We start from the raw sequence: 26,001 nt of genomic DNA, 5'->3' as shown, positions 1-26,001 counted from the left end.
GGTGGCAGCTAAGGTTCCGGGGGATTTATGCCATGAAAGCAACGGGGGGCTGCTGTCGGCACTATTCCGCATCGGCCGGCCGCTTGATCTCGGCGCGCAGGTAAGGCGCATCGGCACGCTGGAAGAACATCAGTGCGACGGCTTGCGGCGGGCCTTCCTTTTTCCAGTCGACGCGCTGGTAGCCGGGCATGATGCAGTCGTTGGCGAAGGTTTCACCGGGCTGCAGCGGGTTCAGCGAATTGAAGTAGAGACGATCCGGGCCGACAAAATAAGCAATTGATGCGCGTGAACGGGAAATGGGCGCCGGCGGGTCGATTCCGTCGGGGCGAAAGGCGATGCTGAATTCGCTCGGTTCGGCTGGATCGAGCGAGGCCGTGGCTGGCGAATAATCGGCATGCACACGTTTGCCGTTCTGGCGCCAGTAAAGGCGCAGAACCGGCGTCCCTTCGCGGGCCGACCACATCAGGTGCAGGTTCTGGCCATCCCGGCAAAAGATGTCGTGGCTGCTGGTGGCAGTGTCATACCAGCCTTCGCCCTGCTGGCGGTCGATCCGCTCCAGTTCGAAGCCGGCTGGTGCGATCAGCGACTGGGTATGGATCAGGCCGACGGTCGGCAGCTTGAAGCGCTGAACGGGTTTGACGGTATAGGGTAAGGCAGCGACCGGCGCAGCCTGGAAGGCGCTTGCGGTCAAACCGCGCGAGACCTCGAATATCGGCCCTTGGGCGACTGTCGCCGCAGCGAAGGGGAGGAGCAGGATGAGTAGCCCGCTGGCCGCCATCAACAGGCTTTCGCCCTTGCTGAAGGCCGGTCGCAGCAGGCGGCCGCAGAGCGTATGACCGGCGAACCAGACCAGTGGGCCAAGGACGAGCAGGGCGAGATAGAAATAGGCCAGCGCCTCGGGCCCCGAAATCGCCATGCTCGGGATGGCGATGACGCCTGCCGTCACCGGCAGCAGCAGGAAGAGCGAGAGCAGGCGCAGCGACAGCCAGCTGCCCGCCTTGTCGCGTGCTGCGAAGTAACGGCGCTCCCAGAACAGGATCAAGCCGGCCGCCGCCAGGACCGCAACACCAACCGTACCCCAGGCCCACTTGGCAAACAGGGGCAGCTTGCTGATGCTGATCAGGAAATAGTCGATATCCATGCCGAAACTTTCGTCGGGGGAGGGCAGTGGGAAGCGTGGCCGGCAGAGTATCGGGCTTGAACGGCGGCATGGTCAATCCTTCACCCGTCTTCGTTCCGAAAATGCTGCACCGCAATGGCGTGGCGTGCCTTGTTTTGGTGCGGGCTACGGCCGATGGACTAGGCATAAGGTCAATAAATCAAGGCTTTGCCATCCTGGCACGCAGCTTGCAAAGTCAGGTCATCACAGCGATTTATCCGCCAACGGGGGCGGTTCCATGGCAACGACGTCATGCGCTGAACCAGGCACTCCCCCTTTAACGACCGTTGCTAAGCGGTCCACCCGGAAAATCGACCATGGACAAGAAATCCTTCCTGCAGGCCGGCCACACGCCGACCCTGCTTGCCGCCTTCCTCTACTTCGACCTTGCCTTCATGGTCTGGGTCATTCTCGGTCCGCTCGGCGTCGGCATCGCCAAGGATCTCGGCCTGACCCATGCCGAAAAGGGCATGATGGTGGCGACGCCGGTGCTGGCCGGGGCCTTGCTGCGCATCGTGATGGGCATCCTGGTTGACCGCCTGTCGCCGAAGAAGGCGGCCATCATCGGCCAGCTCGTCGTCATCGGCGCCATGCTTTACGCCTGGCTGGTCGGCGTCCATTCCTACGGTGAAGTGCTGATCCTCGGCCTCTTCCTCGGCGTCGCCGGCGCTTCCTTCGCCGCCGCCTTGCCGCTCGCTTCGCGCTGGTATCCGGCCGAGCATCAGGGCACGGCGATGGGCATTGCCGGGGCCGGCAACTCGGGCACCGCGCTCGCCGCGCTGTTCGCCCCCGGCCTGGCCGCCGCCTTCGGCTGGACCAACGTCTTCGGCGTCGTGCTGGTGCCGCTGGTCATCGTGCTGATCGCCTTCTGCTTCATGGCCAAGGATGCGCCGGATGCGCCGCCGCCCAAGACTTTCGCCGAATACCTCAAGGTCCTGAAGGACAAGGACGCCTGGTGGTTCATGTTCTTCTACTCGGTGACTTTTGGCGGCTTCGTTGGCTTGGCTTCGTCGCTGGTCATCTACTTCAACACGCAATATGGCCTCGACCCGAAGACGGCCGGCTTCTTCACCGCCGGTTGCGTCTTCGCCGGTTCGCTGGTTCGCCCGATTGGCGGCAACGTCGCCGACCGCATCGGTGGCGTCAAGTCGCTGACCGTGATGTACATCTTCGCCGCCATCTTCCTGGCCATTGTCAGCGTCGGCCTGCCGGAAGCCTGGATGGCCGTGGTCGCCTTCGTCGGCGCCATGCTGGCCCTCGGCATGGGCAACGGCGCGGTCTTCCAGCTGGTGCCGCAGCGCTTCAAGAAGGAAATCGGCGTCATGACCGGCCTGGTCGGCATGGCCGGCGGTGTCGGCGGCTTCTACCTGGCCTCCAGCCTCGGCTACTCGCGCCAGGTGACCGGCAGCTACCAGATCGGCTTCCTGATCTTTGCCGGCCTCGCCGTGCTCGCCCTGGTCGGCCTGACCGGCGTCAAGACCCGCTGGCGCACGACGTGGGGTGCCAGCCACCTGACCGCGGCCAAGATCTGAGCGATAGGGGGCGGGCGATGAAAAGACGGGATTTTCTCGGGTTGACCGCAGGCGTCATGCTGTTGCCCGCCCTCGGTGCCGCCGAAGAGGCCCGGCCGGGCGCCGCCCTCGGCCTGGGGGCGGCGATCAACAAGGCGGGGCGGCAGCGCATGCTGTCGCAGCGGATGGCCAAGGCGTTCGCGATGCAGGTGCTGGCCGTCATGCCGGACAAGGCGGCCAGCCTGCTCGACCAGTCGCGCCGGCTGTTCGAGACGCAGTTGCGCGAACTGGCGACGCTGCAGCCGAACGAGGCGATTCGCAGCAATCTCGGCGAACTCGACCGGCAGTGGGCGCTTTACCGCGAACTGCTCGGCCGGCCGCGCACCGCCGACAACCTGCTGCTGGTCCTCGCCGAGTCGGAGAAGACCCTGCGGCTGGCCCATGCCCTGACCGGCTTGTACGAGAAGCAGGCGAGCGGCAATGCCGGGCATCTGGTCAATCTGGCCGGGCGTCAGCGCATGTTGTCGCAACGGATGGCCAAATGCTTCATGTTCGAGCAGTCCGGCGTCGGTTCGCCAGCCTTGAAGGCGGAACTGGAAGCAGCCCGCCGCGATTTCGTCGCGGCCCTCGGCGAGCTGAATGCGGCGCCGGAAAATACGCCGGAAATCCGCATCGAACTGGGGCTGGCCAATACGCAATGGCTGTTCTTCGACCAGGCGCTGAACGGCCAGGAAAGCAACCGGACGATCGCCCAGCGCAATGTGGCGACGACCAGCGAGCGCATCCTGGAGGTCATGGATGGCCTGACCGGGCGCTACGAACAACTGATGCGCGGCTGAACGCCGGCCGCGCCAGGCGGTAGTATCTCTTCCATGAAAAATCCGGATAAAAACGCCCTCCGCCTGGCCATCGGCCATGCCTCGCTGACCGGCCCGCGCGAACGCAACGAGGACTATTGCGGCTACGCGACGCCGGAAGGCCTGGAGCTGGAAAACAAGGGCGTCATCGCCGCCGTCGCCGACGGCATCGGCGGCCACAAGGGCGGTCGCGAGGCGGCGGAATACACCGTGCGCGGCCTGCTCGCCGACTATTTCGCGACGCCCGATACCTGGGGCGTGCCGCGCGCCATCGAAACGGTGACCACGGCGCTCAACCGCTGGGTGATCGCCGAAGCCGGGCGCAATGCCGAACTGACCGGGATGGCGACGACGCTGTCGGCGCTGGTCCTGCGCGGTCGCCGCTACTACACGGCGCATATCGGCGACAGCCGCATCTACCGCCTGCAGGAAGGGCGGCTGCTCTGCCTGACGGTCGATCACACCTGGGAACACCCGGAACTGAACAACGTGCTGTCGCGCGCCATCGGGCTCGACCCGCGCGTCCTGATGGACTTTGCCGATGGCGATCTGGCGGTCGACGACCGTTTTCTGCTGGTTTCCGACGGCGTCTGGGGTGTCCTGCCCGATGCGCTGATGGTCGATGTGCTGCTCGACCATCCCGAGCCGCAGGCTGCCGCCGCCGCGCTGACCAGCCTGGCGCTGGCCCACGGCGGTCACGACAATGCGACGGCGGTGGTCGTCGATGTCCTCGGCCTGCCGCCGGCCGGGCTGCGCGACAGTCTGGAGAGCGCGGCCAGCCTGCCGCTGCCGCACCGCCTCAAGCCGGGCCACGAACTGGATGGCCTGATTGTCGAAGAGCTGCTGCACGATGCACGGGAAACACTGCTCTATCGCGTGCGCAATCCGCGCAACGGCCAGCAACTGGTGCTGAAGACGCTGCAGCCGGGCATGGAAGGCGATAGTGGGGCGACGGCGGCGCTGCTGATGGAGGAATGGCGGGCCCGCCGCGTCGTTTCGCCGTTTTTCCCGCAGGTCGTGCCGGCTGAGCAGCGCAGTTGCCTCTATTACCTGATGACCTGGCATGCTGGCGCCACCTTGCAGGCCCGGCTCGATTCCGGCCAGCATTTTCCGGCCGGCGAAGTCGTCCGCCTCGGCGTCGCGCTGCTACGGGCGATTGCAGCGCTGCACCGGCTCGATATCGTGCATCGCGACATCAAGACCGACAACATCCATCTCGGCCAGGACGGCGTCCTGCGCGTTCTCGATCTCGGTGTCGCGATCAGCCTCGGCGAGCGCAAGGCCGACGAACCGATCGGCCAGGCCGGCACGCCGTCCTACATGGCGCCCGAGCTGTTCGAAAAGCCCGAACCGCAGCCCGGCCATGATCTCTACGCGGCCGGCGTCGTGCTCTACCACCTGCTGACGCGCAAATACCCCTACGGCGAAATCGAGCCTTTCCAGACGCCGAAATTCACCGAGCCGGTGCGGCCGACCCGCTGGCGGCCGGAAATTCCCGGCTGGCTGGAAAACATCCTGCTCAAGGCGGTGTCCAAGGAGGCGAAAGAGCGTTTCGAGACGGCCGAGGAATTTATCCTGGCCCTTGAGCGCGGCGCCACCCGGCCGCTTGCCGCACCGAGCCGGCAAGCCTTGGCCCAGCGCAATCCGCTGAAGCTGTGGAAGATTGTCGCGGCACTGTCAATAGTGCTGAATTTTGTGCTTCTGTTAATTCTGTTGCGGTAGAGTTCACCCGATGAAAACAGCCCTCATTCTTTTTGCCCATGGTGCCCGTGATCCGGAATGGGCCAACCCGATGCGTCGCGTCCAGGCCGTGGTCCGCCAGCGGGTGGCCGATATGCCGGTCGAGCTGGCCTTTCTCGAATTCATGACGCCGACCCTGACCGACTGCGCGACCGCGCTGGTCGAGGGCGGCGCGCGGAAAGTGGTGGTCATGCCGATGTTCATCGCCCGTGGCGGCCATTTGAAGAACGAGGTGCCGGTGATGATCGAATCCCTGCGGTCGACCTATCCAGAAGTCGAATTTCTGCTCGGTGGCGCCATCGGCGAAAACGAAATCGTCGTCCAGGCGATGGCTGATGCGGCGCTTAAATCGGCTGGTACGGAGCTTGCGTAGTCTCCTGCATGCTGACCGTACTCGTTATTGATGAATCCCGTTCGCGGGCCGGAGAAATCTGCGCCGGGCTGGCGCTCGCCGGTTACCAGGTGGCCGCCATCCTGGCCGGCTCCGAAAATCTGACGGCCGAAGTCGAAAAACTGCAGCCGGACGTAATCCTGATCGACACCGACAGCCCCAGCCGCGACACGCTGGAACACCTGGCGGCGATGAACAAGGACATGCCGCGCCCGGTCGTCATCTTCACCCAGGAAGATGGCCAGGAAACCATCCGCGATGCCGTCAAGGCGGGCGTTTCGGCCTATATCGTCGATGGTCTCGACCCGAAGCGGATCAAGCCCATCGTCGAGGTGGCGCGGGCCCGCTTCGAAGATACGCAGGCCCTGCGCCGCGAACTGGAAGAAACCTCGAAGAAGCTGACCGACCGCAAACTGGTCGACCAGGCCAAGGGTGTGTTGATGAAAGCGCGCGGCCTCGACGAGGATGCGGCTTATCACGCCATGCGCAAGCTGGCGATGGAACGTGGCCAGACGATGGCCAAAGTGGCGCGCGACGTCATCGACATGGCGCGGGTGCTGCTCTAAAGCTCCCCGTTATTGTGCGGGCTTTTCGCCTGCTGCACTGCAACAGTGCATCGCTTTTGGCGCAATTTTGGCGCCGCTCAAGAAAAAAATCCCCATAAAACCAAATAGTTAAAAGGTATTAGTACCTTTTAACTATGCCTGGCACGGCCATTGCAATAGTCCTTACATAACGCACGGTCAAAGGCGACCGGGCGAGAGTCGAGCCCCAGCCGACTCGCGGGACAAGGGCGTCCATCCAAGCTGCCAGCGGCAGCCGGGATGTGACGCCCATTTTGTTTTTTCGATTCAAGCAATCAAGGAGCAAGCAATGGAAGACAAGAAACTGGTCGCGGACAGCAAACCCGCCTTTTCACGTCGTGATTTCGTCTCAACCGCTATGGGAGCCTCATTGATGGCCATGGTCCCCCCCGGCGTTCGCAGCGGCGCCTGGGCCGCCGGTTCGGACGCCCCTGAAAAAAAGGAAGTCCGTATCGGCTTCATCCCACTCACCGACTGTGCCTCCGTGGTGATGGCTGCGGTGAACAAGTTCGATGAGAAATACGGCATCAAGATCATCCCGACCAAGGAAGCCTCCTGGGCCTCGGTGCGCGACAAGCTGGTCAACGGCGAACTGGATTGCGCTCATGTGCTGTATGGCTTGATCTACGGTGTGCAGATGGGTATCGGCGGGCCGAAGAAGGACATGGCCAACCTGATGACGTTGAACACCAACGGCCAGGCGATCACCCTGTCCAACCAGATGAAGGACAAGGGCGCGGTCGACGGCCCCAGCCTGGCCAAACTGATCGCCAAGAAGGAGCGCGAATACACCTTCGCCCAGACCTTCCCGACCGGCACCCACGCCATGTGGCTGTACTACTGGCTGGCCGCCCAGGGTATCAACCCGCTCAAGGACGTCAAGACGATCACCGTGCCGCCACCGCAGATGGTCGCCAACATGCGCGTCGGCAACATGGACGGCTACTGTGTCGGCGAGCCGTGGAACAACCGCGCCATCATGGACAACATCGGCTTCACGGCGACGACGACGCAGGATATCTGGACCGATCACCCCGAGAAGGTGCTCGGCACCACCGCCGACTGGGTCAAGCAGAACCCGAACACCGCGCGCGCCGTGGTCGCCGCCATCCTCGATGCCGGCAAGTGGATCGACGCCTCGCTGCCCAACAAGCAGAAGACGGCCGAAGTCATCGCCCAGAAGTCCTACGTCAATACCGACACCGAGGTCATCGTCGCCCGCATGCTCGGCCGTTACCAGAACGGCCTTGGCAAGAGTTGGGACGACAAGAACCACATGAAGTTCTTCAATGAGGGGGCGGTGAATTTCCCCTACCTCTCGGACGGCATGTGGTTCATGACGCAGCACAAGCGCTGGGGCCTGTTGAAGAGCCACCCGGATTACCTGGCCATCGCCAAGCAGGTCAATCGCATCGATATTTACAAGCAGGGGGCCACCGCCGCCGGCGTCGCCTTGCCGAAGAGCGAGATGCGCAGCCACAAGTTGATCGATGGCGTGGTCTGGGATGGCAAGGACCCGGCCAAGTACGCCGATGGTTTCAAGGTCAAAGCCTGATTGGTCGATTGAGTCGCCCCGCTCCCCGCTGCGGCGGGGGCGGCGACAAGCCTGGAGAAAACGATGAGCGCCACGACGATGAGCGGAGATTTTGGCCTTGAACAGCCGGTCGACCGCGACCCGAAGGAAGTCCCCCTGGGGGACAGCATAACCAGCCAGCCGGTCGCGGAAGTTGTCGCAGAGCCGGCCAAGGAAAAAAAGATGGAAAAAACAGCAGCCCTGCCGAGCGGCGTGCCGTTCGGCGAGAAGTTCAACACCTTCTTGCGTGCCGTGCTGCCGCCCACCCTCGGCATGCTGATCCTGATCGGCATCTGGTATGTCGCCACCCACAAGGGCGGCAGCATTCCCGGCCCGGTCCAGACCTGGGACGCCGCCGTAACGCTGTTCGCCGACCCCTTCTACCGTAACGGGCCGAACGACCAGGGCATCGGCTGGAACATCCTGTCCTCGCTGCAACGGGTCGGTATCGGCTTTGGCTTCGCGGCGCTGGTCGGCATTCCGCTCGGCTTCATCCTTGGCCGCTCGGCTTTCCTGTCGGCCATGATCAACCCGATCATCAGCCTGCTGCGCCCGGTCTCACCGCTGGCCTGGCTCCCGATCGGTCTGCTGGTCTTCAAGAAGGCCGACCCGGCGGCGACCTACACCATCTTCATCTGCTCGATCTGGCCGATGATCATGAACACCGCCCAGGGTGTCCAGCGCGTGCCGCAGGATTACCTCAATGTCGCCCGCGTGCTGGCGCTGTCCGAGTGGAAAGTCGTCACCAAGATCCTGTTCCCGGCCGTGCTGCCCTACATGCTGACTGGTATCCGGCTGTCGATCGGCACCGCCTGGCTGGTCATCGTCGCCGCCGAAATGCTGACCGGCGGCGTCGGTATCGGTTTCTGGGTGTGGGACGAATGGAACAACCTGAAGGTCGAGCACATCATCATCGCCATCTTCGTCATCGGCATCGTCGGCCTGATCCTCGAGCAAAGCCTGATCCTGCTCGCCAAGAAACTGACCAAAGAATCGTCCTGAGCGGAGCAATGATCATGGAAAAATTCGTAAGCATTGAAAAAGTCGGCCAGACCTTCGATACCAAGAAGGGCAAGTTCGTCGCCCTGCGCGACATCGACCTCGGCATCAAGCAAGGCGAGTTCATCGCCCTGATCGGCCACTCCGGTTGCGGCAAATCGACCTTGCTCAACCTGATTGCCGGGCTGACCCGGCCGACCAACGGCGTGCTGTTGTGCGACGGCCGCGAAATTGCCGGCCCCGGCCCGGAACGCGCCGTGGTCTTCCAGAACCACAGCCTGCTGCCCTGGCTGACCTGCTTCGAGAACGTCTATCTCGCCGTCGAACGGGTTTTTGGCCAGAAGGAGGGCAAGGCGAAGCTGAAGGAACGGACGGCGGCGGCGATCAACCTGGTCGGCCTCGACCACGCCAGCAGCAAGTATCCGCATGAAATCTCCGGCGGCATGAAGCAGCGCGTCGGCATCGCCCGCGCCCTGTCGATGCAGCCGAAGGTGCTGCTGATGGACGAGCCGTTCGGCGCCCTCGACGCGCTGACCCGCGCCAAGCTGCAGGATGAGCTGATGAAGATCTGCGAGGCGACCAAGGCGACGACGGTCATGGTCACCCACGATGTCGACGAGGCCGTGCTGCTCTCCGACCGCATCGTGATGATGACCAACGGACCGGCGGCGACCATCGGCGAGATCCTCGAAGTCAATCTGCCACGCCCGCGCGACCGCCTGACGCTGGCTCACGATCCGGCCTACATCGACTGCCGCGCTGCCGTCCTCGAGTTCCTCTACGAAAAGCAGGCGCACGTTGAAAAGATCGCGGCCTGAGCGGTTCTAACGATCCATCGTCGCTACGCTCTCTCCTGTGAGCGACTTTCGCCCGCCGGCTCAACCCGGCGGGCTTTTTTCTTTTGATGCAGATTCTTGCTAACTGACCCCGGCCAAGGCTAAGGTTCGGCCATCCTCATTCGGTGTCTCCTGATGTTCGCATCCCCCGCCAAGCTGTCCCGCAAGATCGTCGGTATTCTCTGCATTTTCTTCGTGGTGGCGCTGAGCGCCATTGCACTGACTCTGCTCATCTCCTGGCAGCTCGAAGGGGTGGCGGCGGCGATCAACGACGCGGGCAGCCAGCGCATGCGGACTTATCGCATCAGTCACCTGATGGCGCGGGCGGTTGACGAAAAATCAGCCGGCGCCCCATTGTCTCGTGCATTGCAGGAAGAAATCGAACGCTTCGACAAAGTCCTGCTCGATCTCAAGCAGGGCGACCCGGAGCGGCCGATGTCGCCGCCGCGCAATGACGAAGTCGAACAGAGCCTGGCGGCCGTCGAGCAGGCCTGGGTCGAAGCCCTGCGCCCGCTCGCCGTCGCCTACGGCGCGGCCGACACGCCGGGCCGGGTGCTGGCGCTGGACCGCTTCGACAACCAGCTGGAATCCGTCGTCGCTCTGATCAACGACCTGGTGCTGGTCATGGAGCGCAGCTATACGCAGGACACCAACCTGCTGCGCACGGTGCAGGTCGCGCTGGTCCTGCTCGCCATCGTCGGTACCGGCTTGCTGATCCGTTTCTTCAGCGTGCTGGTCATCGGGCCGGTCGGCACCCTGCACGCCGGGATGCGGCGGATGATGGACAACGATCTGGCGGTCCGCGTACCGGTCAGCGGTGACGACGAACTGGGCGGGCTGGCCCGTGGTTTCAACCAGATGGCCGAACACCTGCAGAACGTATACGGCACGCTGGAAGACCGAGTCGTTGCCGAAACGAGCAGCCTGGCCGAACGCAACCGCGAGCTAGGCATTCTTTATGGCGCGACCGCCTTTCTCAGCGAGCCGGCGCCGATCGAGGCCTTGTGCCAGGGCTTTCTCGACCGCATCAAGACGGCACTGGGGGCGGACGCCGGCGCCGTCCGCATGTACGCCAACGACACCGGCGAGTTGCACCTGTTTACGCACGAGGGGCTGTCCGACGAGTTTGTCGCCAACGAATCGACGCTGAACTGTGGCGAATGCCTGTGCGGCCAGGTCATCCAGAGCGGCATCACGGCGACCTTTGCCACGATCAACCCGCCGGAAGGCATGAAATTGCGCAGTTGCATCCGGGAAGGCTTCGCCACGGCGACGGCCTTCACCATCATGCACAACAAGACCAAGATCGGCGTCTATAACCTCTATTTCCTCCGGCCGCAGGCCTTGTCGGAACGGGAAAAGCACCTGCTGGAAACGCTCGGCCAACACCTCGGCGTCGCCATTGAAAACCTGCGCCTGCAGTCGCGGGAGAAGGAGCTGGCCGTTTCGGAAGAGCGCAACCTGCTGGCCCAGGAACTGCACGACTCGATCGCCCAGGGCCTCGCTTTCCTGAATATCCAGGTCCAGTTGCTGCAGGATTCGCTGCGCAAGGGCAAGACCGACGAGGCGATGCAGACGGCCGGCCAGTTGCGCGAAGGGGTGCAGGAGAGTTACGACGACGTTCGCGAACTGCTGGTGCATTTCCGGACGCGCGTTCATCAGAGCGACCTCGATACCGCCATCCATGCCACGCTGGAAAAGTTCGAAGGCCAGACCGGCATCCAGACCGAACTGGAAATTCTCGGCAGTGGCGTTACGCTGATCCCGACCGACGAAATCCAGGTCATGCATATCGTCCAGGAATCGCTTTCCAATATCCGCAAGCATGCGAAAGCGAGCCGGGTGGCAGTCACGCTGCGCCGCAATCTGGGCCAGTTGACCGTCACCGTGGTCGACGATGGCGTCGGTTTCGATCCGGTCAACGAGCCGAATGTGCTGTCCGACCGCCATGTCGGTCTTAAAATCATGCGCGAGCGGGCTTATCGGGTGGGGGGAGAATGCACCATCGAGTCAAAGATCGGTGAAGGCACCCGCGTTACGCTAAGCTTGCCCAGGGAACAAGAAAAGGTAGAAATCCATGAACAATAAAATCCGCGTCCTGCTGGTCGATGACCACACTCTTTTTCGCAGCGGCATCAAGTCCCTGCTGCAGCGTAATGACGATTTCGAAGTGGTCGATGAGGCTGGCGACGGCCTGGAAGGCATCAAGCGCGCCCGTTCGCTGAAGCCGGACGTGGTCCTCCTCGACCTGCACATGCCGGGCGTTTCCGGCCTGGAAGCGGTCAAGGTGATCAGTGAGGAAATTCCCGAGGCGCGGGTGCTGATGCTGACCGTTTCCGAGGATGCGCAGGACCTGCTTGATGCCTTGCGGGCCGGGGCCAGCGGTTACCTGCTGAAGAATATCGAGACCGACACGCTGGTCGATGCCATCCGCCGCGCCGCGCAGGGTGAATCCATTGTCTCGCCGCAGATGACGGCCAAGCTGATCCAGGGTGTGCGCAACCAGCCGAAAGCTGTGCCGGCCATGGTTGAGCGCGAAAAGTTTTCACCGCGCGAACGCGACATCCTGGAGAGCCTGGCGCAGGGTGAAAGTAACAAGGAAATCGCCCGCAAGCTCGATCTGGCCGAGAGTACCGTCAAGATTCATGTCCAGAACATCTTCAAGAAGCTGAACATGACCAGCCGTGTTCAGGTAGCGCTGTATGCGGTTGAACACGGCTACGGCCTACATTCCCGCAACGCCTAAGCGACTGCTGCGGTCGACTGCCTTTTTTACCCGATTTCCAGTCTGATCACGTCCCGATATTCTCGGGAATCGGGTGGGTCCGCTGCAGGTGCTGATAGGTCTTCGACAGATCCTGCACATGCTCGTACTCGCCCACCTCCAGCGCGTGGGCCATGTTTTCGATAATCATCGTATGCAAACGGCACACCCCTTCCGGGGAGCAGAGCAGAACCTCGCTCAATTCGGCCGCCACCGCCACTGGAATATGCTCGTGTTCGGCAATTGCTTCAATTTCACCGCGATCGAGATCGCAATAATCGATAACATCTTGAAGAGACAACATAGAAATCCTCCTTCAATAGGATAGGCAAAACGATAACGTTAAATTTTCTAGCTGCTTGTTATCTTTGTTCTGTCCGCCTTTTCGTTGGAATTGGTGGAGGACCATACTTCTTTGTAGCTCAACTTGCCGATAAGGCAAGCATGGGAAAACCCCTCAAATCCTCAAAATGCCATCCGGAAACGGCTGGCTCAGCTGCAAGCGGCTGATTGTCGGCAACAGGTCGAGGCGGGTTTCCTTCTTCAGTTTTTGTGCCGCCTCACGCATGGCATCGAGCGAAACTTCCACCGGATTGCCGCCTGTGGCAAAGGCAATGGTGTTACCGCTGTCGCAGGACGGGAAGACGGCAAGTCGTTGATCAAAAGCAGCTAGTAATCGTTCGACACTGCCCTGGAAACCTTTGTTCCGTCCGAGCAGGTTGACCGCCAGCAGCCCATCGTCAGCCAGTCGAGCCCGACAGGCGAGGTAAAAGGGCAGCGTATCGAGGGCGCCGGCCCGGGCGTCCTGATCGAAACCATCGAGCAGAATGTAATCGTACTGGCGTTCTCCACTCAGCATGTAATCGGCGCCGCAGCCGATAACCACCTCCAGTCGCTTCGGATCGTCCGGTAGCTTGAAATACTGGCGGGCGACAAACTCGACCTGTGGGTTGATCTCGACCACGGTGATCCGGCAATCCGGCAGGTAACGGTAGATGAACTTGGCCAACGAACCGGCGCCCAGCCCGATCAGCAAGGCCCGGCGCGGCCAGTGGCTGCCCTGGCGCAACAGCAGGCCGGCCATCATTTCGCGGGTGTAGGCCAGTTCGAGCGACCACGGGCGGGCAATGCGCATGGCGCCTTGCACCCATTCGGAACCAAAGTGCAGGGAGCGAACCCCATTCTCTTCACTAATGTCTACCGAGTGGCGTGGCAGGGACGATTGTTTTTTCATTGGCTGGCCCTTGATTGGGGGCGTGGTGGTATGAATCGGTTAATTTTACAGTGCCATCTGTTTGATTCAGCCCGAAACTGGCTTGTTGTCGATCTGTTTTTTGAGGAAAAGCATACGTTTTGGCCGATTTCACGGTCTATACTCCGCGCCTTCCCCAAAAGCGGCAGGCAAACTGGGGTAATTCAAAAAAAGTATTGATACATGGAAACAGCAAACGTCAATCGCAGTCACTGGTCCAGTCGTTGGGCCTTCATCCTGGTCACCGCCGGCTCGGCGATCGGCCTCGGCAATATCTGGAAATTCCCCTACATGACCGGGACCAACGGCGGGAGCGCCTTCGTTCTCGTCTACCTGTTGTGCATCGTCAGCATCGGTCTGCCCCTGCTGATGGCTGAAACCATGCTCGGCCGGCGCGGCCAGGGCAATCCGGTGGCTGCCATGGGGGCGGTGGCGCGCGAGGCCGGGTTGGGGCGTTATTGGAAGATCATCGGCCTGATCGGCGTCACCGGTGCGCTGCTCATCCTTTCCTTCTACAGCGTCGTGGCCGGCTGGATTCTCGAATACACCTTGCGCGCCACCAGCGGCTTCGACGGCATCACCAAGGAAAGTGCGGCCGCCGGTTTTGCCGGTTTGCTGGCCGACCCGCTGCGCCTGATCGCCTGGCATAGCCTGTTCATGGTGATGACCGTTTTCGTGGTCGCCCGCGGCGTCACCGGCGGTATCGAGCAGGCCAACAAGATCATGATGCCAGCCCTGTTTGCCATTGTGCTCGGCCTGATCGGCTACGGCATGGTGACGGCCGACATGCCGGCCGCCATCCGTTTCATGTTCCATTTCGACGTCTCGGCCATTACGCGCGAAGTCGTGTTCTCGGCGATGGGGCATTCCTTCTTCACCCTCAGCCTCGGCATGGGGGCGATCATGGCGTACGGTTCCTATCTCGACAAAGGAACGTCGATCGTTCGCACCTGTTTCTACGTTGCCATCGCCGATACGGCCATTGCCTTGCTGGCGGGACTGGCCATTTTCGCCATCGTCTTTGCCAAGGGCCTGGCCCCGGCCAGCGGTCCCGGCCTGATCCTGCAAACCTTGCCGATTGCCTTTTCCCAGATGCCGGGGGGCTCGGTGGTCGGTCCGCTTTTCTTCCTGCTCGTGGTTTTTGCCGCCTGGACCTCGTCGATTTCGCTGCTCGAGCCGTTTGTCGCGCTGCTCATCGAGCGTTTCTCCTTCTCCCGCAAGCGTGCGGCCTGGGCAACCGGCGGCGCAGTCTGGCTGCTCGGTATCGCCGTTGCGCTGTCCTTCAACGAATGGAGTGAGGTCAAACTGTTCGGGTTGGGTATTTTCGATTTGCTCGACTCGCTGACCACCAAGATCATGATGCCGCTGTCCGGTCTGCTGATCGCCGTATTTGCCGGCTGGATGATGCAGCGCCGACATGTCGAGGATGAAATCGCGCTGGGCGGCAAGGGTTTCGCGCTGTGGCGGACGACCTTGCGCTATGTTTCGCCAATCGCCATCGTCGCCATCTTCCTGCATGTGATCGGGGCGGTTGGTTAAGCCGTGAGTGCTTCCGCGATTGCCGGAGGGCGATCAAAAAAATAGCTTGCCCGGGAACTTTGGCTGAGAGGGTTGTCTATATCGCCTCGAAATTCTCAACCAACCTTCAACGGGGCAACTATGGACGAACTCTCTTACCTGGGCATTGGCTTTGCGGTGCTGATCTTTGGCCTGGCTTGCGTGATGGCGCTAAAACTCTCGTCGAAGACTGCCTACCACTAAGCAAAGCCGGGGAAACCCGGCTTTTTTCTTGCTGTTCCGGCAGGAGAGGTTTTTTTGAGGGGTTGCCTGGCGCCCCCAGGTGGAATCGAACCACCAATTCGCCCTTAGGAGGGGCGTGTTATATCCATTTAACTATGGAGGCGCAGCGTGCTCTTGTCGGCAGGCGCGCATTGTACCGGGGCTGAGGGCCGTGTGATAGATAGTGCCGCATCAATAAAACGACAGGGGTGGTGTTAAGGGGTTGCCGCTCCAAGCGCTGCGCCTTGCCCGGTTGGCGCGCTTTGCCAGCTGATTTTTGCTTCCACACCGCGTTGACCGCCGGACATGTTTGTTCCACCGGTCGCCTGAACGGATAGAATCCGGTTCTTCCCAACGCGGCACCCTGCGGGGCGCCGCTTCTATTTGGTCCCATGCCTTACCTAAAACTTTCCGACGCCTGCCTCGCCTACGGCCACGTGCCGCTTCTTGACCACGCCGATTTTCTGCTCGACCCGGGTGAGCGCGTTGCGCTGATCGGCCGCAACGGCACCGGCAAGTCCTCCTTGCTCGCCGCGCTGGCCGCCGGTTCCGGCCGCGGCAAGCTGGACGACGGCGAAGTCTGGGTCCAGCCCGGCATCCGCGTCGGCTATGTACCGCAAGAGCCGCCCTTCGACCCGCAGTCGACGGTGTTCGAGGCGGTCATTTCCGGCATGGGGGAAACCTCGAAGCTGCTTGCCGAATACCACGAAGTCTCGCACCAGATGGCCGATGGCAAGGGCGACCACGACGCCCTGATGGCGCGCATGGAAAGCCTGCAGCACGAGCTGGAGTCGCGTGGTGCCTGGGCCTATGAAGCGCAGGCCGAGAAGGTCATCGACCGCTTCGGCCTCGATCCGGACGCCAATGTCGGCAGCCTGTCCGGCGGCCAGAAAAAGCGTCTGGCACTGGCCCAGGCGCTGGCCGTGGCGCCGGAAGTGCTGCTGCTCGATGAGCCGACCAACCACCTCGACATCGCCGCCATCGAGTGGCTGGAAAACCTGCTGATCGAAACCGGCGTCACGCTGTTTTTCATTACCCACGACCGTTCTTTCCTCGACCGCGTCTGTACCCGTATCGTTGAGCTCGACCGCGGCAAGCTGGCCAGTTTTCCCGGCAGCTTCAAGGAATACCAGCTGCGCAAGGAGGCGCTGCTGCACGAGGAAGGCCTGGCCAATGCGCGGGCCGACAAGCTGCTGAAAGAGGAAGAAGTGTGGATACGCAAGGGCGTCGAAGCCCGGCGGACGCGCGCGGTCTTCCGCGTCCAGCGCCTCGACAAGCTGCGCGCCGAGCGCCAGGCGCGGCGCGAACGGATGGGCAAGGTCAATCTGCAACTCGATGCCGGCGACAAGAGCGGCAAGCTGGTCGCCGAACTTGAGCATGTCAGCAAGTCCTACGGTCAACGGCAAATTGTGCGCGATTTCTCGGCCCGCATTCAGCGCGGCGACAAGATCGGCGTCATCGGCCCGAACGGGGCCGGCAAAACAACGCTGCTGCGGATGATCCTCGGCGAACTGCAGCCGGATGAAGGGATTGTCCGCCAGGGCACGAAGATCGACGTTGCCTATTTCGACCAGTTCCGCACCCAGTTGAACCCCGACTCGACGCTGATCGACATCATTTCGCCGGGCTCGGATTATGTAGAAATCGGCGGCGCCAGGAAGCATGTGATCGGCTACCTGGAAGATTTCCTGTTTGCGCCGGAGCGTGCCCGTTCACCGGTCAGTTCGCTGTCCGGCGGCGAGCGCAACCGGCTGCTGCTGGCCCGCCTGTTCGCCCGCCCGGCCAATGTGCTGGTCCTCGACGAGCCGACCAACGACCTCGACATCGAAACCCTGGAATTGCTCGAGGAGCTGCTCGCCAATTACGACGGCACGTTGTTCCTGGTTAGCCACGACCGGACCTTCCTCGACAACGTCGTGACCCAGACCATTGCCGCCGAAGGCGACGGCTTCTGGCGCGAATACGCCGGCGGCTACAGTGACTGGGCGGCCTACAAGAGCAGCCTGCAGAAGGCGGCGGTCAAGGCTCAGGCCGAGGCGAAACCCGCTGCCAAGGCGGCCGAGCCGGCCAAGGGCAAGGTCGAGAAAATGTCCTGGAAGGAACAGCGCGAACTGGAGGCGCTGCCCGGCAAGATCGCCGCGCTCGAAGAAGAGCAGGGGGTGCTGAGCAAGCGCCTTGAAGATCCGGCGATCTACCAGACCGATGCGCCGGGTGCCCAGCAGGCGGCCGAGCGCCTGGCCGCCATCGATGACGAATTGATGCTGCTGTTGGAACGGTGGGAAATACTGGAAGCCCGGGCCGGGGGCAATAGCGCCTGAGCCTGGTGTTCAGCGCATCCCACGCCGTTGGCTAGCCCGCTTCGCTGCCATCGGCTTCGCGGGCCGGCATCGGCGCCAGGCCGATGCGTTGGCGGACGGCTTCCGGCGTGATGTTCAACAGGTGTCCGATGTCCTTGTAATCGTCGGGCAGTGCCGCATCTTCCCAGCCATGCGCCGAATGGCGGGCCAGGCGGACGGCGAGGAGGACATTGCGGACGCGCGCGCGCTCGCTGTTGTCGTCATTGATCAGGTGTTGCAGCAATTCGGGAAGATGCCAGACGCGGCAGAGCGCCATCTGGATTTCCTGAAAGGCAAAACCGAGGACCTGGGTCTGCGCGTCGGCACTGCGTAGCGTCGGTTGGGCTTGTTGCCGGGCGAGAATGTCGAGACCGAGTTTCGGCGCCGAGCACCAGACGAGAATTTCAGCCAGATCGTGCAGCAGGGCCGCGATGCGGATCTCTTCCATGTTGATGTCGTGGCGCCAGATAGCCCATTCTTGGGCGTAGTCGGCGGCCCGCTGGGCGCGGCGGATGATCTGCAGAATGCCGAGCAGGGCATGCCGGTCCTCGCCCTGTAACTGCTCCTCAATGGTCAGAAGTTCTGAAAAACGATTGAAGAAGGGTTCGATGCCGGCCATCATCACCGCACTGGCAATGGTCGTGATGTCGTGCTGCAGGGCACGGCCACGCATCGGCTGGATGTAGGCCAGCACGCGCACCGTCATGATCGGGTCCTGCAGGATGACGCGGGCCAGTTCGCGGGCGTCGACGCGGTCGAGGTTGTCGCGCATTTCGTCGAGCCGGCGCTTTGTGACGCGCAGCACGGGCAGACTATTGTTGTTGAAGAACAGGACCCAGCTTTCGATGTCGGGCAGCGGGTGGTCGATCATGTTTTTATCGTCCTCGAATATGCAGCAGTCTCTCCAGGTGCGCTGAGTGTAAGGGCGCCGCCCACAGCGGGCAAGGGCGCCGCCATGCGATAATCGCCGTCACTCAATCATTTCGGTTTTTGCCATGCGTTACGCCATTGTTCCGGTTACTCCTTTCGAGCAGAACTGCACGATCTTCTGGTGCGAAAAAACCCGTCAGGCGGTTGTCATTGATCCCGGTGGCGATGTCGAGCGCATCCTGCAGGCGCTCGCCGACGAGAAGCTGACGCTGGCCAAGATCCTCGTCACCCACGGTCATATCGACCATGCCGGCGCTGTCGCCGCGCTGGCCGAGCGCAGCGGCGTGCCGATCGAGGGGCCGCACGAGGATGACCGTTTCTGGATCGAAGGCATGCCGCAGCAGAGCAAGATGTTCGGCTTCCCCAGCGTCAAGAGCTTCGAACCGACGCGCTGGTTGAAGGGCGGTGACAAGGTGCAGTTCGGCGAAGTCGAGCTCGATGTGCTGCATTGCCCGGGGCATACGCCGGGCCATGTCGTCTTCTATCATGCGCCCAGTCATCTGGCGCAAGTCGGCGACGTGCTGTTTCAGGGGTCGATCGGGCGCACCGATTTCCCGAAAGGCGATCACGAGACGCTGATTCGCTCGATCAAGGAGCAGCTATTTCCGCTCGGCGACGAGGTGGCATTCATCCCCGGCCACGGGCCGATGTCCGACTTCGGTGAAGAGCGCCGCTACAACCCCTTCCTGAGCGGCCGTTTCGGCTGATTCAGCGCAAGCCGGGCAGATTGCCCGGCTGTTGCCTCAGGCCGCGTGGTGGATCTTTGCCGCCCAGTTCAAGGCGGTGAGCTGGGCGTTCAGGTAACTTTCACCATCGACGCTGCTTTCTGCCATCTGCTTGGCCGCGGCTGCCAGGTCGCGGCTTTCGGCAGCTTCGATGACGCGCAGCATGGTGCCGAGTGCGCCGCCGTATTCGGCGAGCGCATCGCGTACGGCCGGGGCGAGCGGCAACTGTTGAAGTATCTCGGTCATCGACATGTTGAGCAGGACATCGAGTAACGAGAAGACGCCAACCATGAAAGCCGCATCTTCGACATTGTCGACCGCCGGCGCCGGGCGCAGCTTTGCCGCCAGCAGCTCAAGCAGGCGGCCGCGGGCGGCGGCTTTTTGCAGCAAGGGGTTGGGGTGTTGGCCGTTGTTCGGGTCGGCATAGACCAGGAGTTGCAACCAACGTTGCAACTGCCGGCGGCCGAGCAGGTTGATCGCCTGCGAGAAGCTGGTGATCGGGCTGCGCGGCGCAATGGCGGCGGAGTTGACCAGGCGGAGCAGGCTGTACGAGAGCTTCGGTTCCTGTTTGAAAATTTCCTCGATGGCTTCGGTGTCGGCATCTTCGGCAATCAGGGCGAGCATTTCGAGCAGCTTGACGCGTGTCATGTCGGCCTTCTTGCCCTTCTGGTCGCGGCTGAGCAGGAACTCCGAGGTGGACAGGCTGCAGGCATTGTCGCGCGCCCAGGCGTAGTCGGCCGGGCTGTGCACGCCGGTGGCGACGACGATGGTCCGGCTCGACATGCCGGCCAGCGTGAAGGGCCGCAGGGTGCGGGCATGGCTGGTGCCGATCAGCAGGTAATCCCAGGTCCCCGGCATCGGCAGCCGCTCTTCGGGGGCGGCGCTCAGGCCAAGTTTGCACTTGGCGAGGCGCAATTCCTTCTCCAGCGCATCCTGGGGCTCCGTTGTACGGGCCGGAAAGATGTGGACCGCGGTCTCGATCGCGCACTGCGGGCTGACGCCGGGCAGGGCCGGCAGGAGCCAGGGCAGGCGCTGATCGAATTGACGCAGCAACGGGTGTTGGCAGAGCTGGGCCAGGGCGTTTTCCGGACTGGCGTCCGGTGCTGTCTCGACCAGGTAGCCTGACCAGGAGTCGTCTGCGCCGAGCAAAGGGTGCAGGAACAGCAGGTCATTCGCGGACATGGCTTACTTTCTAGTTTTTGGTTGCCGGCGATGTTAACAAAATCTCGGGCCTAGCGCATTTTTGCCGTTTTCGGAGCGTTGACCGCCGGGCTCGACATCTGGTCTTGCCGCTTTCGAAAATCGGGTCCGGCAACCTTTAGGGTAAAATACCCGCCGACCTAGAAAACGAGCTGTCCATGAAAACAAGTTTCCTCGACTTCGAGCAGTCCATTGCCGACCTCGAAGCAAAGATCGAAGAGCTGCGCTTCGTGCAGGATGATTCCGCTGTCGATATCTCGGAAGAGATTGAACGGTTGGAGAAAAAGGGCGCGCAGCTGACCAAGGATATCTATGCCAAGCTTTCCTCCTGGCAGATTTCGCAGGTGGCACGCCACCCCCAGCGCCCCTATACGCTGGACTATTTGTCGCTGATCTTTACCGATTTCGAAGAGTTGCATGGGGATCGTGCCTTTGCCGATGACCACGCGATCGTCGGCGGTCTGGCCCGTTTCAACGGCCAGCCGGTGATGGTGATCGGCCACCAGAAGGGCCGCGACACCAAGGAAAAGATCTATCGCAATTTCGGCATGCCGCGCCCGGAGGGTTATCGCAAGGCGCTGCGCCTGATGAAACTGGCCGAAAAGTTCGGCATTCCGGTGATGACCTTCGTCGATACGCCCGGCGCTTACCCCGGCATCGATGCCGAAGAGCGCGGCCAGTCCGAAGCCATTGGCCGCAACCTGTATGTGATGGCTGAACTCAAGGTGCCGGTCATCGTCACCATCATCGGCGAAGGCGGCTCCGGCGGCGCACTGGCCATCGCGGTCGGCGATGTCGTGCAGATGCTGCAGTATTCCACCTACTCGGTGATTTCGCCGGAAGGTTGTGCCTCCATCCTGTGGAAAAGCGCCGAGAAGGCGCCGGAAGCCGCTGAAACGATGGGCATCACGGCGCCGCGCCTGAAGACCCTGGGCCTGATCGACAAGATCGTCAGCGAGCCGTTGGGCGGCGCCCACCGCGATCACACGGCGATGGCCAACAGTCTGAAAAAGGCCTTGCAGGATGCGCTGAAGCAGCTGTCCGGCTTGTCTACGGCCGAGTTGCTGGCGACGCGTTACGAGCGGCTGATGAGCTATGGCCGCTACAAGGAACAAGCGGTCAATTGATCTGCCCGGTCGGGTCGGCGATTTTATCGCCACCCGTCTGGCGCCGGCCGAACGCGTCTGCGTCGGCCTTTCCGGCGGTTGCGACTCCGTCGTCCTGTTGCATCTACTGAGTCGTCTGGGCCTGGGGGCTCGCCTCAGCGCCATCCACGTTCATCACGGCCTGTCGCCCAATGCCGACGACTGGGCCGCCTTTTGCGCCGCTTACTGCCGCCAGTTGGCGGTCGCGCTCGATATTGCCCATGTCGAGGTAGATCGCCAAAGCGGCTTGGGTCTGGAGGCCGCCGCACGCCAGGCGCGCTATGCCGTACTCGCCAACTGCGATGCCGATAGTCTGCTACTGGCGCATCACCAGGGCGATCAGGCCGAAACCGTATTATTCAATCTGCTGCGTGGCGCCGGGGTGGCCGGTGCGGCAGGGATGCCGGTCGAGCGTCCGCTCGGCGCCCGCCGTCTGCTACGCCCCTTGCTGGCGTTCAGTCGGGCCGAGATCGAAGACTATGCGCGGCAACAAGGCCTGGCCTGGATCGATGACGAAAGCAATATCGATCTCCACTATTCGCGCAATTTTCTCCGCCACGAAATCCTGCCCCGCCTGAGCGCCCGCTTTCCGCAGGCCGAAGCCTCGCTGACGCTGGCGGCCAGTCATTTCGGCGAAACCGATCAACTGCTGGCCGAGCTTGCTGCGGTCGACTGGCAAAAAGTCCAGGAAAGCGATGGTCAGACCGCTTCCTTGCACGCCATGCGGGCGCTCTCCTTGTCGCGCCTGAAAAACCTGCTGCGTTATCGTTTGCGCGAATTGGGCTGGCGGACGCCCGTGGCCTCGCGTCTTGAGGAGTTTGCCCGCCAGTTGCAGAGCGCGGCACCCGATCGTCATCCCGAGTTGCAGTTGCCCGAGGGCTGTCTACGAATCGCGCAGGGCCGCGTGCACTGGCTGGTGCAAAAATAACAATCTGTTACCTGCCGGCTATCCGCTCCCGGAGCCCTTCAGTTACAATCGATGGATTATTTTCTTGTTAACAAGGCCATGATTACTGGATCCATTGTCGCCATCGTCACGCCCATGCACGAGGATGGCAGCCTCGATTTGAACTCCCTGCGCAATCTCGTCGATTTCCATGTGCGCGAGGGTACGGATGGGATCGTAATTGTCGGGACGACCGGTGAATCGCCGACGGTCAATGTCGAAGAACACTGCGAGTTGATCCGGGTCACGGTTGACCATGCCGCCGGCCGGATTCCAGTGATTGCCGGCACCGGCGCCAATTCGACGGCCGAGGCTATCGAACTGACCGAATTTGCCAAGAAGGCCGGAGCCGACATGGCTTTGTCGGTGGTGCCTTACTACAACAAGCCGACGCAGGAAGGCCTCTATCGCCACTTCAAGGCCATTGCCGAAGCGGTGGAACTGCCGATCCTGCTTTATAACGTGCCGGGCCGCACGGTTGCCGACATGTCGAACGACACCATTCTGCGCCTCGCCGAAGTGCCGGGTATCGTCGGTGTCAAGGACGCAACGGGCAGCATCGACCGGGCCTGTGATCTGATCGCGCGGGCGCCGAAGGATTTCGCGCTGTATACCGGTGACGACATGACGGCCGTGGCGACGATCAGCCTCGGCTTCCATGGCGATATTTCGGTGACAGCCAATGTCGCGCCGCGCCTGATGCACGAAATGTGTGTCGCGGCCGCCGCCGGCAACATCGTTCGGGCTCGCGAGATCCATTTCAAGCTACTCGGCTTGCATCGCGACCTGTTCTGCGAAGCCAATCCAATTCCGGTCAAATGGGCGGTACATAAGCTGGGCTTGATGCCCAATGGTATTCGCCTGCCGCTGACCACCCTGTCCGAAGCCAACCAGCCGCGCGTGCTAGCTGCCCTGCGCCAGGCCGGTCTCATTGCCTGACGGAGCGCAGTAACCATGAATCGTCGGCTTTCCGGCCTAACTCTCTCGCTGCTGGCCATCTCCCTGGCTGGCTGCAGCATGCTTCCCGATACACGCAAGATCGAATACAAATCCGCCAGCAAGGCGCCGACGCTGGAGGTGCCACCCGACCTGTCGCAGGTTGCCCGCGACGACCGTTTCCTGGTGCCGGATGCTGCAGGCAAGGGTAGTGCGACTTTCTCGGCCTATAGCGCGGATCGAACCCCGGCTGCCCAGGCACAGAATTCGACGGTCCTGCCGCAGGTCGATAAGGTCCGCGTCGAGCGTTCCGGCAACCAGCGCTGGCTGGCCGTTGCGCTCCCCGCTGACAAGCTCTGGGATACCGTCAAGGACTTCTGGCAGGAAACCGGTTTCATCATCAGCGTCGAACGCCCGGATGCCGGCGTGATGGAAACCGACTGGGCCGAAAATCGCGCCAAGATCGGCGACGATATTATCCGCAACACGATCGGCAAACTGCTTGATTCGCTGTACTCGACCGGCGAGCGTGATAAGTTCCGGACCCGTTTTGAACCCGGTGCCGAGCCTGGTACGACCGATGTTTTCATCAGCCATCGCGGTATGGAAGAGGTGTACACCTCTTCCTCCAAGGAAGATACTCGCTGGCAGCCCCGGCAGCCGGACCCTGAGCTTGAGGCGGAGATGCTGCGTCGCCTGATGGTCCGTTTGGGCTCCGAGGAAAAGCGGGCGGAAGCGTCTGTTGCCTCCGCCAAGGCGGAGCCTCGCGCCAACCTGGCGAAGAGCGACGACGGTGCCGGTACGCTCGAAGTGTATGAACGTTTCGACCGTGCCTGGCGTCGGGTTGGCCTGGCCCTGGATCGCGTCGGTTTCACGGTTGAAGACCGTGATCGCTCGCGTGGCCTGTACTTCGTGCGCTATGTCGATCCCGAGGCTGACAACAGCAGCAAGAAGGATCAGGGATTCCTGTCCAAGCTTACCTTCTGGAAGAGCAGCGAGCCGCTGGCCAGTTCCAAGGTGCAGTACCGCATTCATGTCAGCGATGCTGGCGCCCAGAGTACCGTCAAGGTGCTGACCAGTGAAGGTGGCACCGACAAGTCCGAGACTGCCAAGAAGATTCTTGGCTTGCTCTATCAGCAGTTGCAGTGATCCGCTTCGCCTCGCTTGGCAGCGGTAGTGCAGGTAATGCACTGCTGGTCGAGCGAGGTTCCACCTGTTTGATGCTCGATTGCGGTTTCGGGCTGCGCGAGACCGCAGCCCGTCTGCATCGGCTGGAGCGCTCACCGGCATGCATTACCGGTATTCTGGTGACGCACGAACACGGTGACCATATTGGTGGCGTCTTCCGTTTTGCCCGCAAATATGCCGTGCCGATCTGGCTGACTCATGGCACTTGGGTGGCGACGCGTGAAAGTGATGTCGGTCTGGATTTGCGCATCATCGACAGCCATCGCGGGCTGTCAATCGGCGATCTTGAGATCCAGCCTTTTCCTGTTCCACACGATGCCCGTGAGCCCGTTCAGTATGTCTTTTCCGGCGCCGGTCGCCGCTTGGGAGTGCTGACGGATGCGGGGGAGGTAACGCCGCACATCCGCGAAATGCTCTCGGCGTGCGATGGTCTGGTGCTCGAATGCAATCATGATGCCCGGATGCTCGCCCAGTCGATCTACCCAGCTTCGCTCAAGCGTCGGATCGCGAGCCGTTACGGGCATCTGGAAAACTCTGTTGCGGCAGAGTTGCTGGGCAGTATCGATTGTTCGCGCCTGCAGCATCTGGTGGCGGCGCATCTCAGCGAACGAAACAATTTACCGGAACTGGTCACGGCGGCAATTGCCGGCGTCCTTGGCTGTGCCGAGGCATGGATCGGCGTGGCTACGCCGGATACGGGTTTCGGCTGGCGTTGCTTGAACTGACTGGAAAAAAGGCAATAAAAAACGGGGCCAAGGCCCCGTTTTCATTGAAGCAAGAAAGATTACTTCTTGGCTTCTTCGGCCGGCTTGGCGGCTTCAGCGGCCGGAGCGGCAGCCGGAGCAGCGGCTTCGGCCGGCTTGGCGGCTTCAGCAGCCGGAGCGGCAGCCGGGGCAGCGGCTTCGGCCGGCTTGGCGGCTTCAGCAGCCGGAGCGGCAACCGGGGCCGGAGCCGGAGCGGCAGCAGCCGGTTCTTCCTTCTTGCCGCAAGCGGTCAGGGCAACGGCGAGCAGAGCAGCAACGAGAATGGACTTAGTCATGAAATTTCCTTATCGATAAGAGGCAGTAAAAGCTAAATTTTGAGATCAGGAGCGACCCAATCAGCCTGCAATTATATCAATTTTTTAATTGCTTGGGGTCGTGCTTGGTGC

24 protein-coding genes and 1 tRNA gene are annotated in these 26,001 nt (G+C 62.0%); 18 read left to right on the top strand and 7 right to left on the bottom strand.

The window, feature by feature from the left end:
• Window positions 1-61: 61 nt before the first annotated feature.
• The gene (locus tag GH663_RS09810; RefSeq protein WP_153131446.1) at window positions 62-1,141 is read right to left on the bottom strand and encodes a hypothetical protein; all 1,080 of its coding nucleotides are present in this window, start codon (window positions 1,139-1,141) and stop codon (window positions 62-64) included.
• 335 nt (window positions 1,142-1,476) lie between these two features.
• Between GH663_RS09810 and GH663_RS09805 the strand changes: the two genes are divergently transcribed.
• The 10 genes from GH663_RS09805 (at window position 1,477) to GH663_RS09760 (ending at window position 12,396) form a co-directional block, all read left to right on the top strand.
• Window positions 1,477-2,691, top strand: coding sequence for a nitrate/nitrite transporter (locus GH663_RS09805; RefSeq protein WP_153131445.1), 1,215 nt, complete (start codon window positions 1,477-1,479; stop codon window positions 2,689-2,691).
• A 17-nt stretch (window positions 2,692-2,708) separates the two neighbouring features.
• Window positions 2,709-3,509, top strand: a complete 801-nt coding sequence (locus GH663_RS09800) for a type IV pili methyl-accepting chemotaxis transducer N-terminal domain-containing protein (RefSeq protein ID WP_153131444.1) — start codon at window positions 2,709-2,711, stop codon at window positions 3,507-3,509.
• A gap of 33 nt (window positions 3,510-3,542) precedes the next feature.
• The gene (locus tag GH663_RS09795) at window positions 3,543-5,249 is read left to right on the top strand and encodes a bifunctional protein-serine/threonine kinase/phosphatase (RefSeq protein ID WP_153131443.1); all 1,707 of its coding nucleotides are present in this window, start codon (window positions 3,543-3,545) and stop codon (window positions 5,247-5,249) included.
• 10 nt (window positions 5,250-5,259) lie between these two features.
• Window positions 5,260-5,640: a sirohydrochlorin chelatase gene (locus tag GH663_RS09790; protein ID WP_153131442.1), complete on the top strand. Its 381-nt coding sequence runs from the start codon at window positions 5,260-5,262 to the stop codon at window positions 5,638-5,640.
• A gap of 8 nt (window positions 5,641-5,648) precedes the next feature.
• Window positions 5,649-6,224, top strand: a complete 576-nt coding sequence (locus GH663_RS09785; RefSeq protein ID WP_066879982.1) for an ANTAR domain-containing response regulator — start codon at window positions 5,649-5,651, stop codon at window positions 6,222-6,224.
• A 307-nt stretch (window positions 6,225-6,531) separates the two neighbouring features.
• Window positions 6,532-7,797: a CmpA/NrtA family ABC transporter substrate-binding protein gene (locus GH663_RS09780; RefSeq protein ID WP_153131441.1), complete on the top strand. Its 1,266-nt coding sequence runs from the start codon at window positions 6,532-6,534 to the stop codon at window positions 7,795-7,797.
• A 63-nt stretch (window positions 7,798-7,860) separates the two neighbouring features.
• Entirely contained in the window at window positions 7,861-8,817 is a 957-nt protein-coding gene (gene ntrB / locus GH663_RS09775) for a nitrate ABC transporter permease (RefSeq protein WP_246181544.1), read from the top strand.
• Between the two features lie 14 nt (window positions 8,818-8,831).
• The gene (locus GH663_RS09770) at window positions 8,832-9,632 is read left to right on the top strand and encodes an ABC transporter ATP-binding protein (protein ID WP_153131440.1); all 801 of its coding nucleotides are present in this window, start codon (window positions 8,832-8,834) and stop codon (window positions 9,630-9,632) included.
• A gap of 153 nt (window positions 9,633-9,785) precedes the next feature.
• Window positions 9,786-11,738 (top strand): type IV pili methyl-accepting chemotaxis transducer N-terminal domain-containing protein, encoded by a 1,953-nt coding sequence (locus GH663_RS09765; protein WP_153131439.1) that lies wholly within the window; start codon window positions 9,786-9,788, stop codon window positions 11,736-11,738.
• Window positions 11,728-12,396, top strand: a complete 669-nt coding sequence (locus GH663_RS09760; protein ID WP_153131438.1) for a response regulator — start codon at window positions 11,728-11,730, stop codon at window positions 12,394-12,396. Before GH663_RS09765 ends, GH663_RS09760 begins: the two co-directional genes overlap by 11 nt.
• Window positions 12,397-12,442: 46 nt before the next feature.
• On the opposite strand, the gene GH663_RS09755 is transcribed toward GH663_RS09760, so the two are convergent.
• Window positions 12,443-12,718: a hypothetical protein gene (locus GH663_RS09755; RefSeq protein ID WP_153131437.1), complete on the bottom strand. Its 276-nt coding sequence runs from the start codon at window positions 12,716-12,718 to the stop codon at window positions 12,443-12,445.
• 153 nt (window positions 12,719-12,871) lie between these two features.
• Window positions 12,872-13,648, bottom strand: coding sequence for a spermine/spermidine synthase domain-containing protein (locus GH663_RS09750; RefSeq protein ID WP_153131436.1), 777 nt, complete (start codon window positions 13,646-13,648; stop codon window positions 12,872-12,874).
• 201 nt (window positions 13,649-13,849) lie between these two features.
• Between GH663_RS09750 and GH663_RS09745 the strand changes: the two genes are divergently transcribed.
• Window positions 13,850-15,205 carry a sodium-dependent transporter gene (locus tag GH663_RS09745; RefSeq protein WP_153131435.1) on the top strand — a complete coding sequence of 452 codons (1,356 nt, stop codon included), beginning with the start codon at window positions 13,850-13,852 and terminating at the stop codon, window positions 15,203-15,205.
• 289 nt (window positions 15,206-15,494) lie between these two features.
• On the opposite strand, the gene GH663_RS09740 is transcribed toward GH663_RS09745, so the two are convergent.
• A tRNA-Arg gene (locus GH663_RS09740) sits at window positions 15,495-15,569 on the bottom strand.
• Window positions 15,570-15,837: 268 nt separating this feature from the next.
• On the opposite strand from GH663_RS09740, the gene GH663_RS09735 reads away from it, so the two are divergent.
• Window positions 15,838-17,763 carry an ATP-binding cassette domain-containing protein gene (locus GH663_RS09735; RefSeq protein ID WP_153131434.1) on the top strand — a complete coding sequence of 642 codons (1,926 nt, stop codon included), beginning with the start codon at window positions 15,838-15,840 and terminating at the stop codon, window positions 17,761-17,763.
• Window positions 17,764-17,794: 31 nt separating this feature from the next.
• On the opposite strand, the gene GH663_RS09730 is transcribed toward GH663_RS09735, so the two are convergent.
• Window positions 17,795-18,652 carry an HDOD domain-containing protein gene (locus tag GH663_RS09730; protein WP_153131433.1) on the bottom strand — a complete coding sequence of 286 codons (858 nt, stop codon included), beginning with the start codon at window positions 18,650-18,652 and terminating at the stop codon, window positions 17,795-17,797.
• Window positions 18,653-18,776: 124 nt separating this feature from the next.
• Between GH663_RS09730 and GH663_RS09725 the strand changes: the two genes are divergently transcribed.
• Window positions 18,777-19,418 (top strand): MBL fold metallo-hydrolase, encoded by a 642-nt coding sequence (locus tag GH663_RS09725; RefSeq protein WP_153131432.1) that lies wholly within the window; start codon window positions 18,777-18,779, stop codon window positions 19,416-19,418.
• Between the two features lie 36 nt (window positions 19,419-19,454).
• On the opposite strand, the gene GH663_RS09720 is transcribed toward GH663_RS09725, so the two are convergent.
• Window positions 19,455-20,618, bottom strand: coding sequence for an EAL and HDOD domain-containing protein (locus GH663_RS09720; RefSeq protein ID WP_153131431.1), 1,164 nt, complete (start codon window positions 20,616-20,618; stop codon window positions 19,455-19,457).
• Window positions 20,619-20,794: 176 nt separating this feature from the next.
• On the opposite strand from GH663_RS09720, the gene GH663_RS09715 reads away from it, so the two are divergent.
• The 5 genes from GH663_RS09715 (at window position 20,795) to GH663_RS09695 (ending at window position 25,576) form a co-directional block, all read left to right on the top strand.
• Complete coding sequence (locus tag GH663_RS09715) at window positions 20,795-21,763, top strand: acetyl-CoA carboxylase carboxyltransferase subunit alpha (protein WP_153131430.1); 969 nt, start codon at window positions 20,795-20,797, stop codon at window positions 21,761-21,763.
• Entirely contained in the window at window positions 21,732-22,709 is a 978-nt protein-coding gene (gene tilS / locus GH663_RS09710) for a tRNA lysidine(34) synthetase TilS (protein WP_153131429.1), read from the top strand. Before GH663_RS09715 ends, tilS begins: the two co-directional genes overlap by 32 nt.
• Before the next feature lie 78 nt (window positions 22,710-22,787).
• Window positions 22,788-23,666 (top strand): 4-hydroxy-tetrahydrodipicolinate synthase, encoded by an 879-nt coding sequence (gene dapA, locus GH663_RS09705; protein ID WP_153131428.1) that lies wholly within the window; start codon window positions 22,788-22,790, stop codon window positions 23,664-23,666.
• A gap of 15 nt (window positions 23,667-23,681) precedes the next feature.
• The gene (gene bamC / locus GH663_RS09700; RefSeq protein WP_153131427.1) at window positions 23,682-24,812 is read left to right on the top strand and encodes an NlpB/DapX family lipoprotein; all 1,131 of its coding nucleotides are present in this window, start codon (window positions 23,682-23,684) and stop codon (window positions 24,810-24,812) included.
• The gene (locus tag GH663_RS09695; RefSeq protein WP_211371105.1) at window positions 24,809-25,576 is read left to right on the top strand and encodes an MBL fold metallo-hydrolase; all 768 of its coding nucleotides are present in this window, start codon (window positions 24,809-24,811) and stop codon (window positions 25,574-25,576) included. Before bamC ends, GH663_RS09695 begins: the two co-directional genes overlap by 4 nt.
• Window positions 25,577-25,635: 59 nt before the next feature.
• On the opposite strand, the gene GH663_RS09690 is transcribed toward GH663_RS09695, so the two are convergent.
• Window positions 25,636-25,890, bottom strand: a complete 255-nt coding sequence (locus GH663_RS09690; RefSeq protein WP_153131426.1) for a hypothetical protein — start codon at window positions 25,888-25,890, stop codon at window positions 25,636-25,638.
• Window positions 25,891-26,001 lie beyond the last annotated feature (111 nt).

It is taken from the genome of Dechloromonas hortensis (assembly GCF_009469765.1).
In the GTDB taxonomy this organism is placed as follows: domain Bacteria; phylum Pseudomonadota; class Gammaproteobacteria; order Burkholderiales; family Rhodocyclaceae; genus Azonexus; species Azonexus hortensis.
Note: the sequence above shows the minus strand (reverse complement) of the source record. Positions and strands in the feature narration are given on the sequence as shown.

Coding starts and splice junctions, on each gene's coding strand:
- GH663_RS09810 (WP_153131446.1), bottom strand. CDS start 1,141: ATGGATATCGACTATTTCCTGATCAGCATCAGCAAGCTGCCCCTGTTT.
- GH663_RS09805 (WP_153131445.1), top strand. CDS start 1,477: ATGGACAAGAAATCCTTCCTGCAGGCCGGCCACACGCCGACCCTGCTT.
- GH663_RS09800 (WP_153131444.1), top strand. CDS start 2,709: ATGAAAAGACGGGATTTTCTCGGGTTGACCGCAGGCGTCATGCTGTTG.
- GH663_RS09795 (WP_153131443.1), top strand. CDS start 3,543: ATGAAAAATCCGGATAAAAACGCCCTCCGCCTGGCCATCGGCCATGCC.
- GH663_RS09790 (WP_153131442.1), top strand. CDS start 5,260: ATGAAAACAGCCCTCATTCTTTTTGCCCATGGTGCCCGTGATCCGGAA.
- GH663_RS09785 (WP_066879982.1), top strand. CDS start 5,649: ATGCTGACCGTACTCGTTATTGATGAATCCCGTTCGCGGGCCGGAGAA.
- GH663_RS09780 (WP_153131441.1), top strand. CDS start 6,532: ATGGAAGACAAGAAACTGGTCGCGGACAGCAAACCCGCCTTTTCACGT.
- ntrB (WP_246181544.1), top strand. CDS start 7,861: ATGAGCGCCACGACGATGAGCGGAGATTTTGGCCTTGAACAGCCGGTC.
- GH663_RS09770 (WP_153131440.1), top strand. CDS start 8,832: ATGGAAAAATTCGTAAGCATTGAAAAAGTCGGCCAGACCTTCGATACC.
- GH663_RS09765 (WP_153131439.1), top strand. CDS start 9,786: ATGTTCGCATCCCCCGCCAAGCTGTCCCGCAAGATCGTCGGTATTCTC.
- GH663_RS09760 (WP_153131438.1), top strand. CDS start 11,728: ATGAACAATAAAATCCGCGTCCTGCTGGTCGATGACCACACTCTTTTT.
- GH663_RS09755 (WP_153131437.1), bottom strand. CDS start 12,718: ATGTTGTCTCTTCAAGATGTTATCGATTATTGCGATCTCGATCGCGGT.
- GH663_RS09750 (WP_153131436.1), bottom strand. CDS start 13,648: ATGAAAAAACAATCGTCCCTGCCACGCCACTCGGTAGACATTAGTGAA.
- GH663_RS09745 (WP_153131435.1), top strand. CDS start 13,850: ATGGAAACAGCAAACGTCAATCGCAGTCACTGGTCCAGTCGTTGGGCC.
- GH663_RS09735 (WP_153131434.1), top strand. CDS start 15,838: ATGCCTTACCTAAAACTTTCCGACGCCTGCCTCGCCTACGGCCACGTG.
- GH663_RS09730 (WP_153131433.1), bottom strand. CDS start 18,652: ATGATCGACCACCCGCTGCCCGACATCGAAAGCTGGGTCCTGTTCTTC.
- GH663_RS09725 (WP_153131432.1), top strand. CDS start 18,777: ATGCGTTACGCCATTGTTCCGGTTACTCCTTTCGAGCAGAACTGCACG.
- GH663_RS09720 (WP_153131431.1), bottom strand. CDS start 20,618: ATGTCCGCGAATGACCTGCTGTTCCTGCACCCTTTGCTCGGCGCAGAC.
- GH663_RS09715 (WP_153131430.1), top strand. CDS start 20,795: ATGAAAACAAGTTTCCTCGACTTCGAGCAGTCCATTGCCGACCTCGAA.
- tilS (WP_153131429.1), top strand. CDS start 21,732: ATGGCCGCTACAAGGAACAAGCGGTCAATTGATCTGCCCGGTCGGGTC.
- dapA (WP_153131428.1), top strand. CDS start 22,788: ATGATTACTGGATCCATTGTCGCCATCGTCACGCCCATGCACGAGGAT.
- bamC (WP_153131427.1), top strand. CDS start 23,682: ATGAATCGTCGGCTTTCCGGCCTAACTCTCTCGCTGCTGGCCATCTCC.
- GH663_RS09690 (WP_153131426.1), bottom strand. CDS start 25,890: ATGACTAAGTCCATTCTCGTTGCTGCTCTGCTCGCCGTTGCCCTGACC.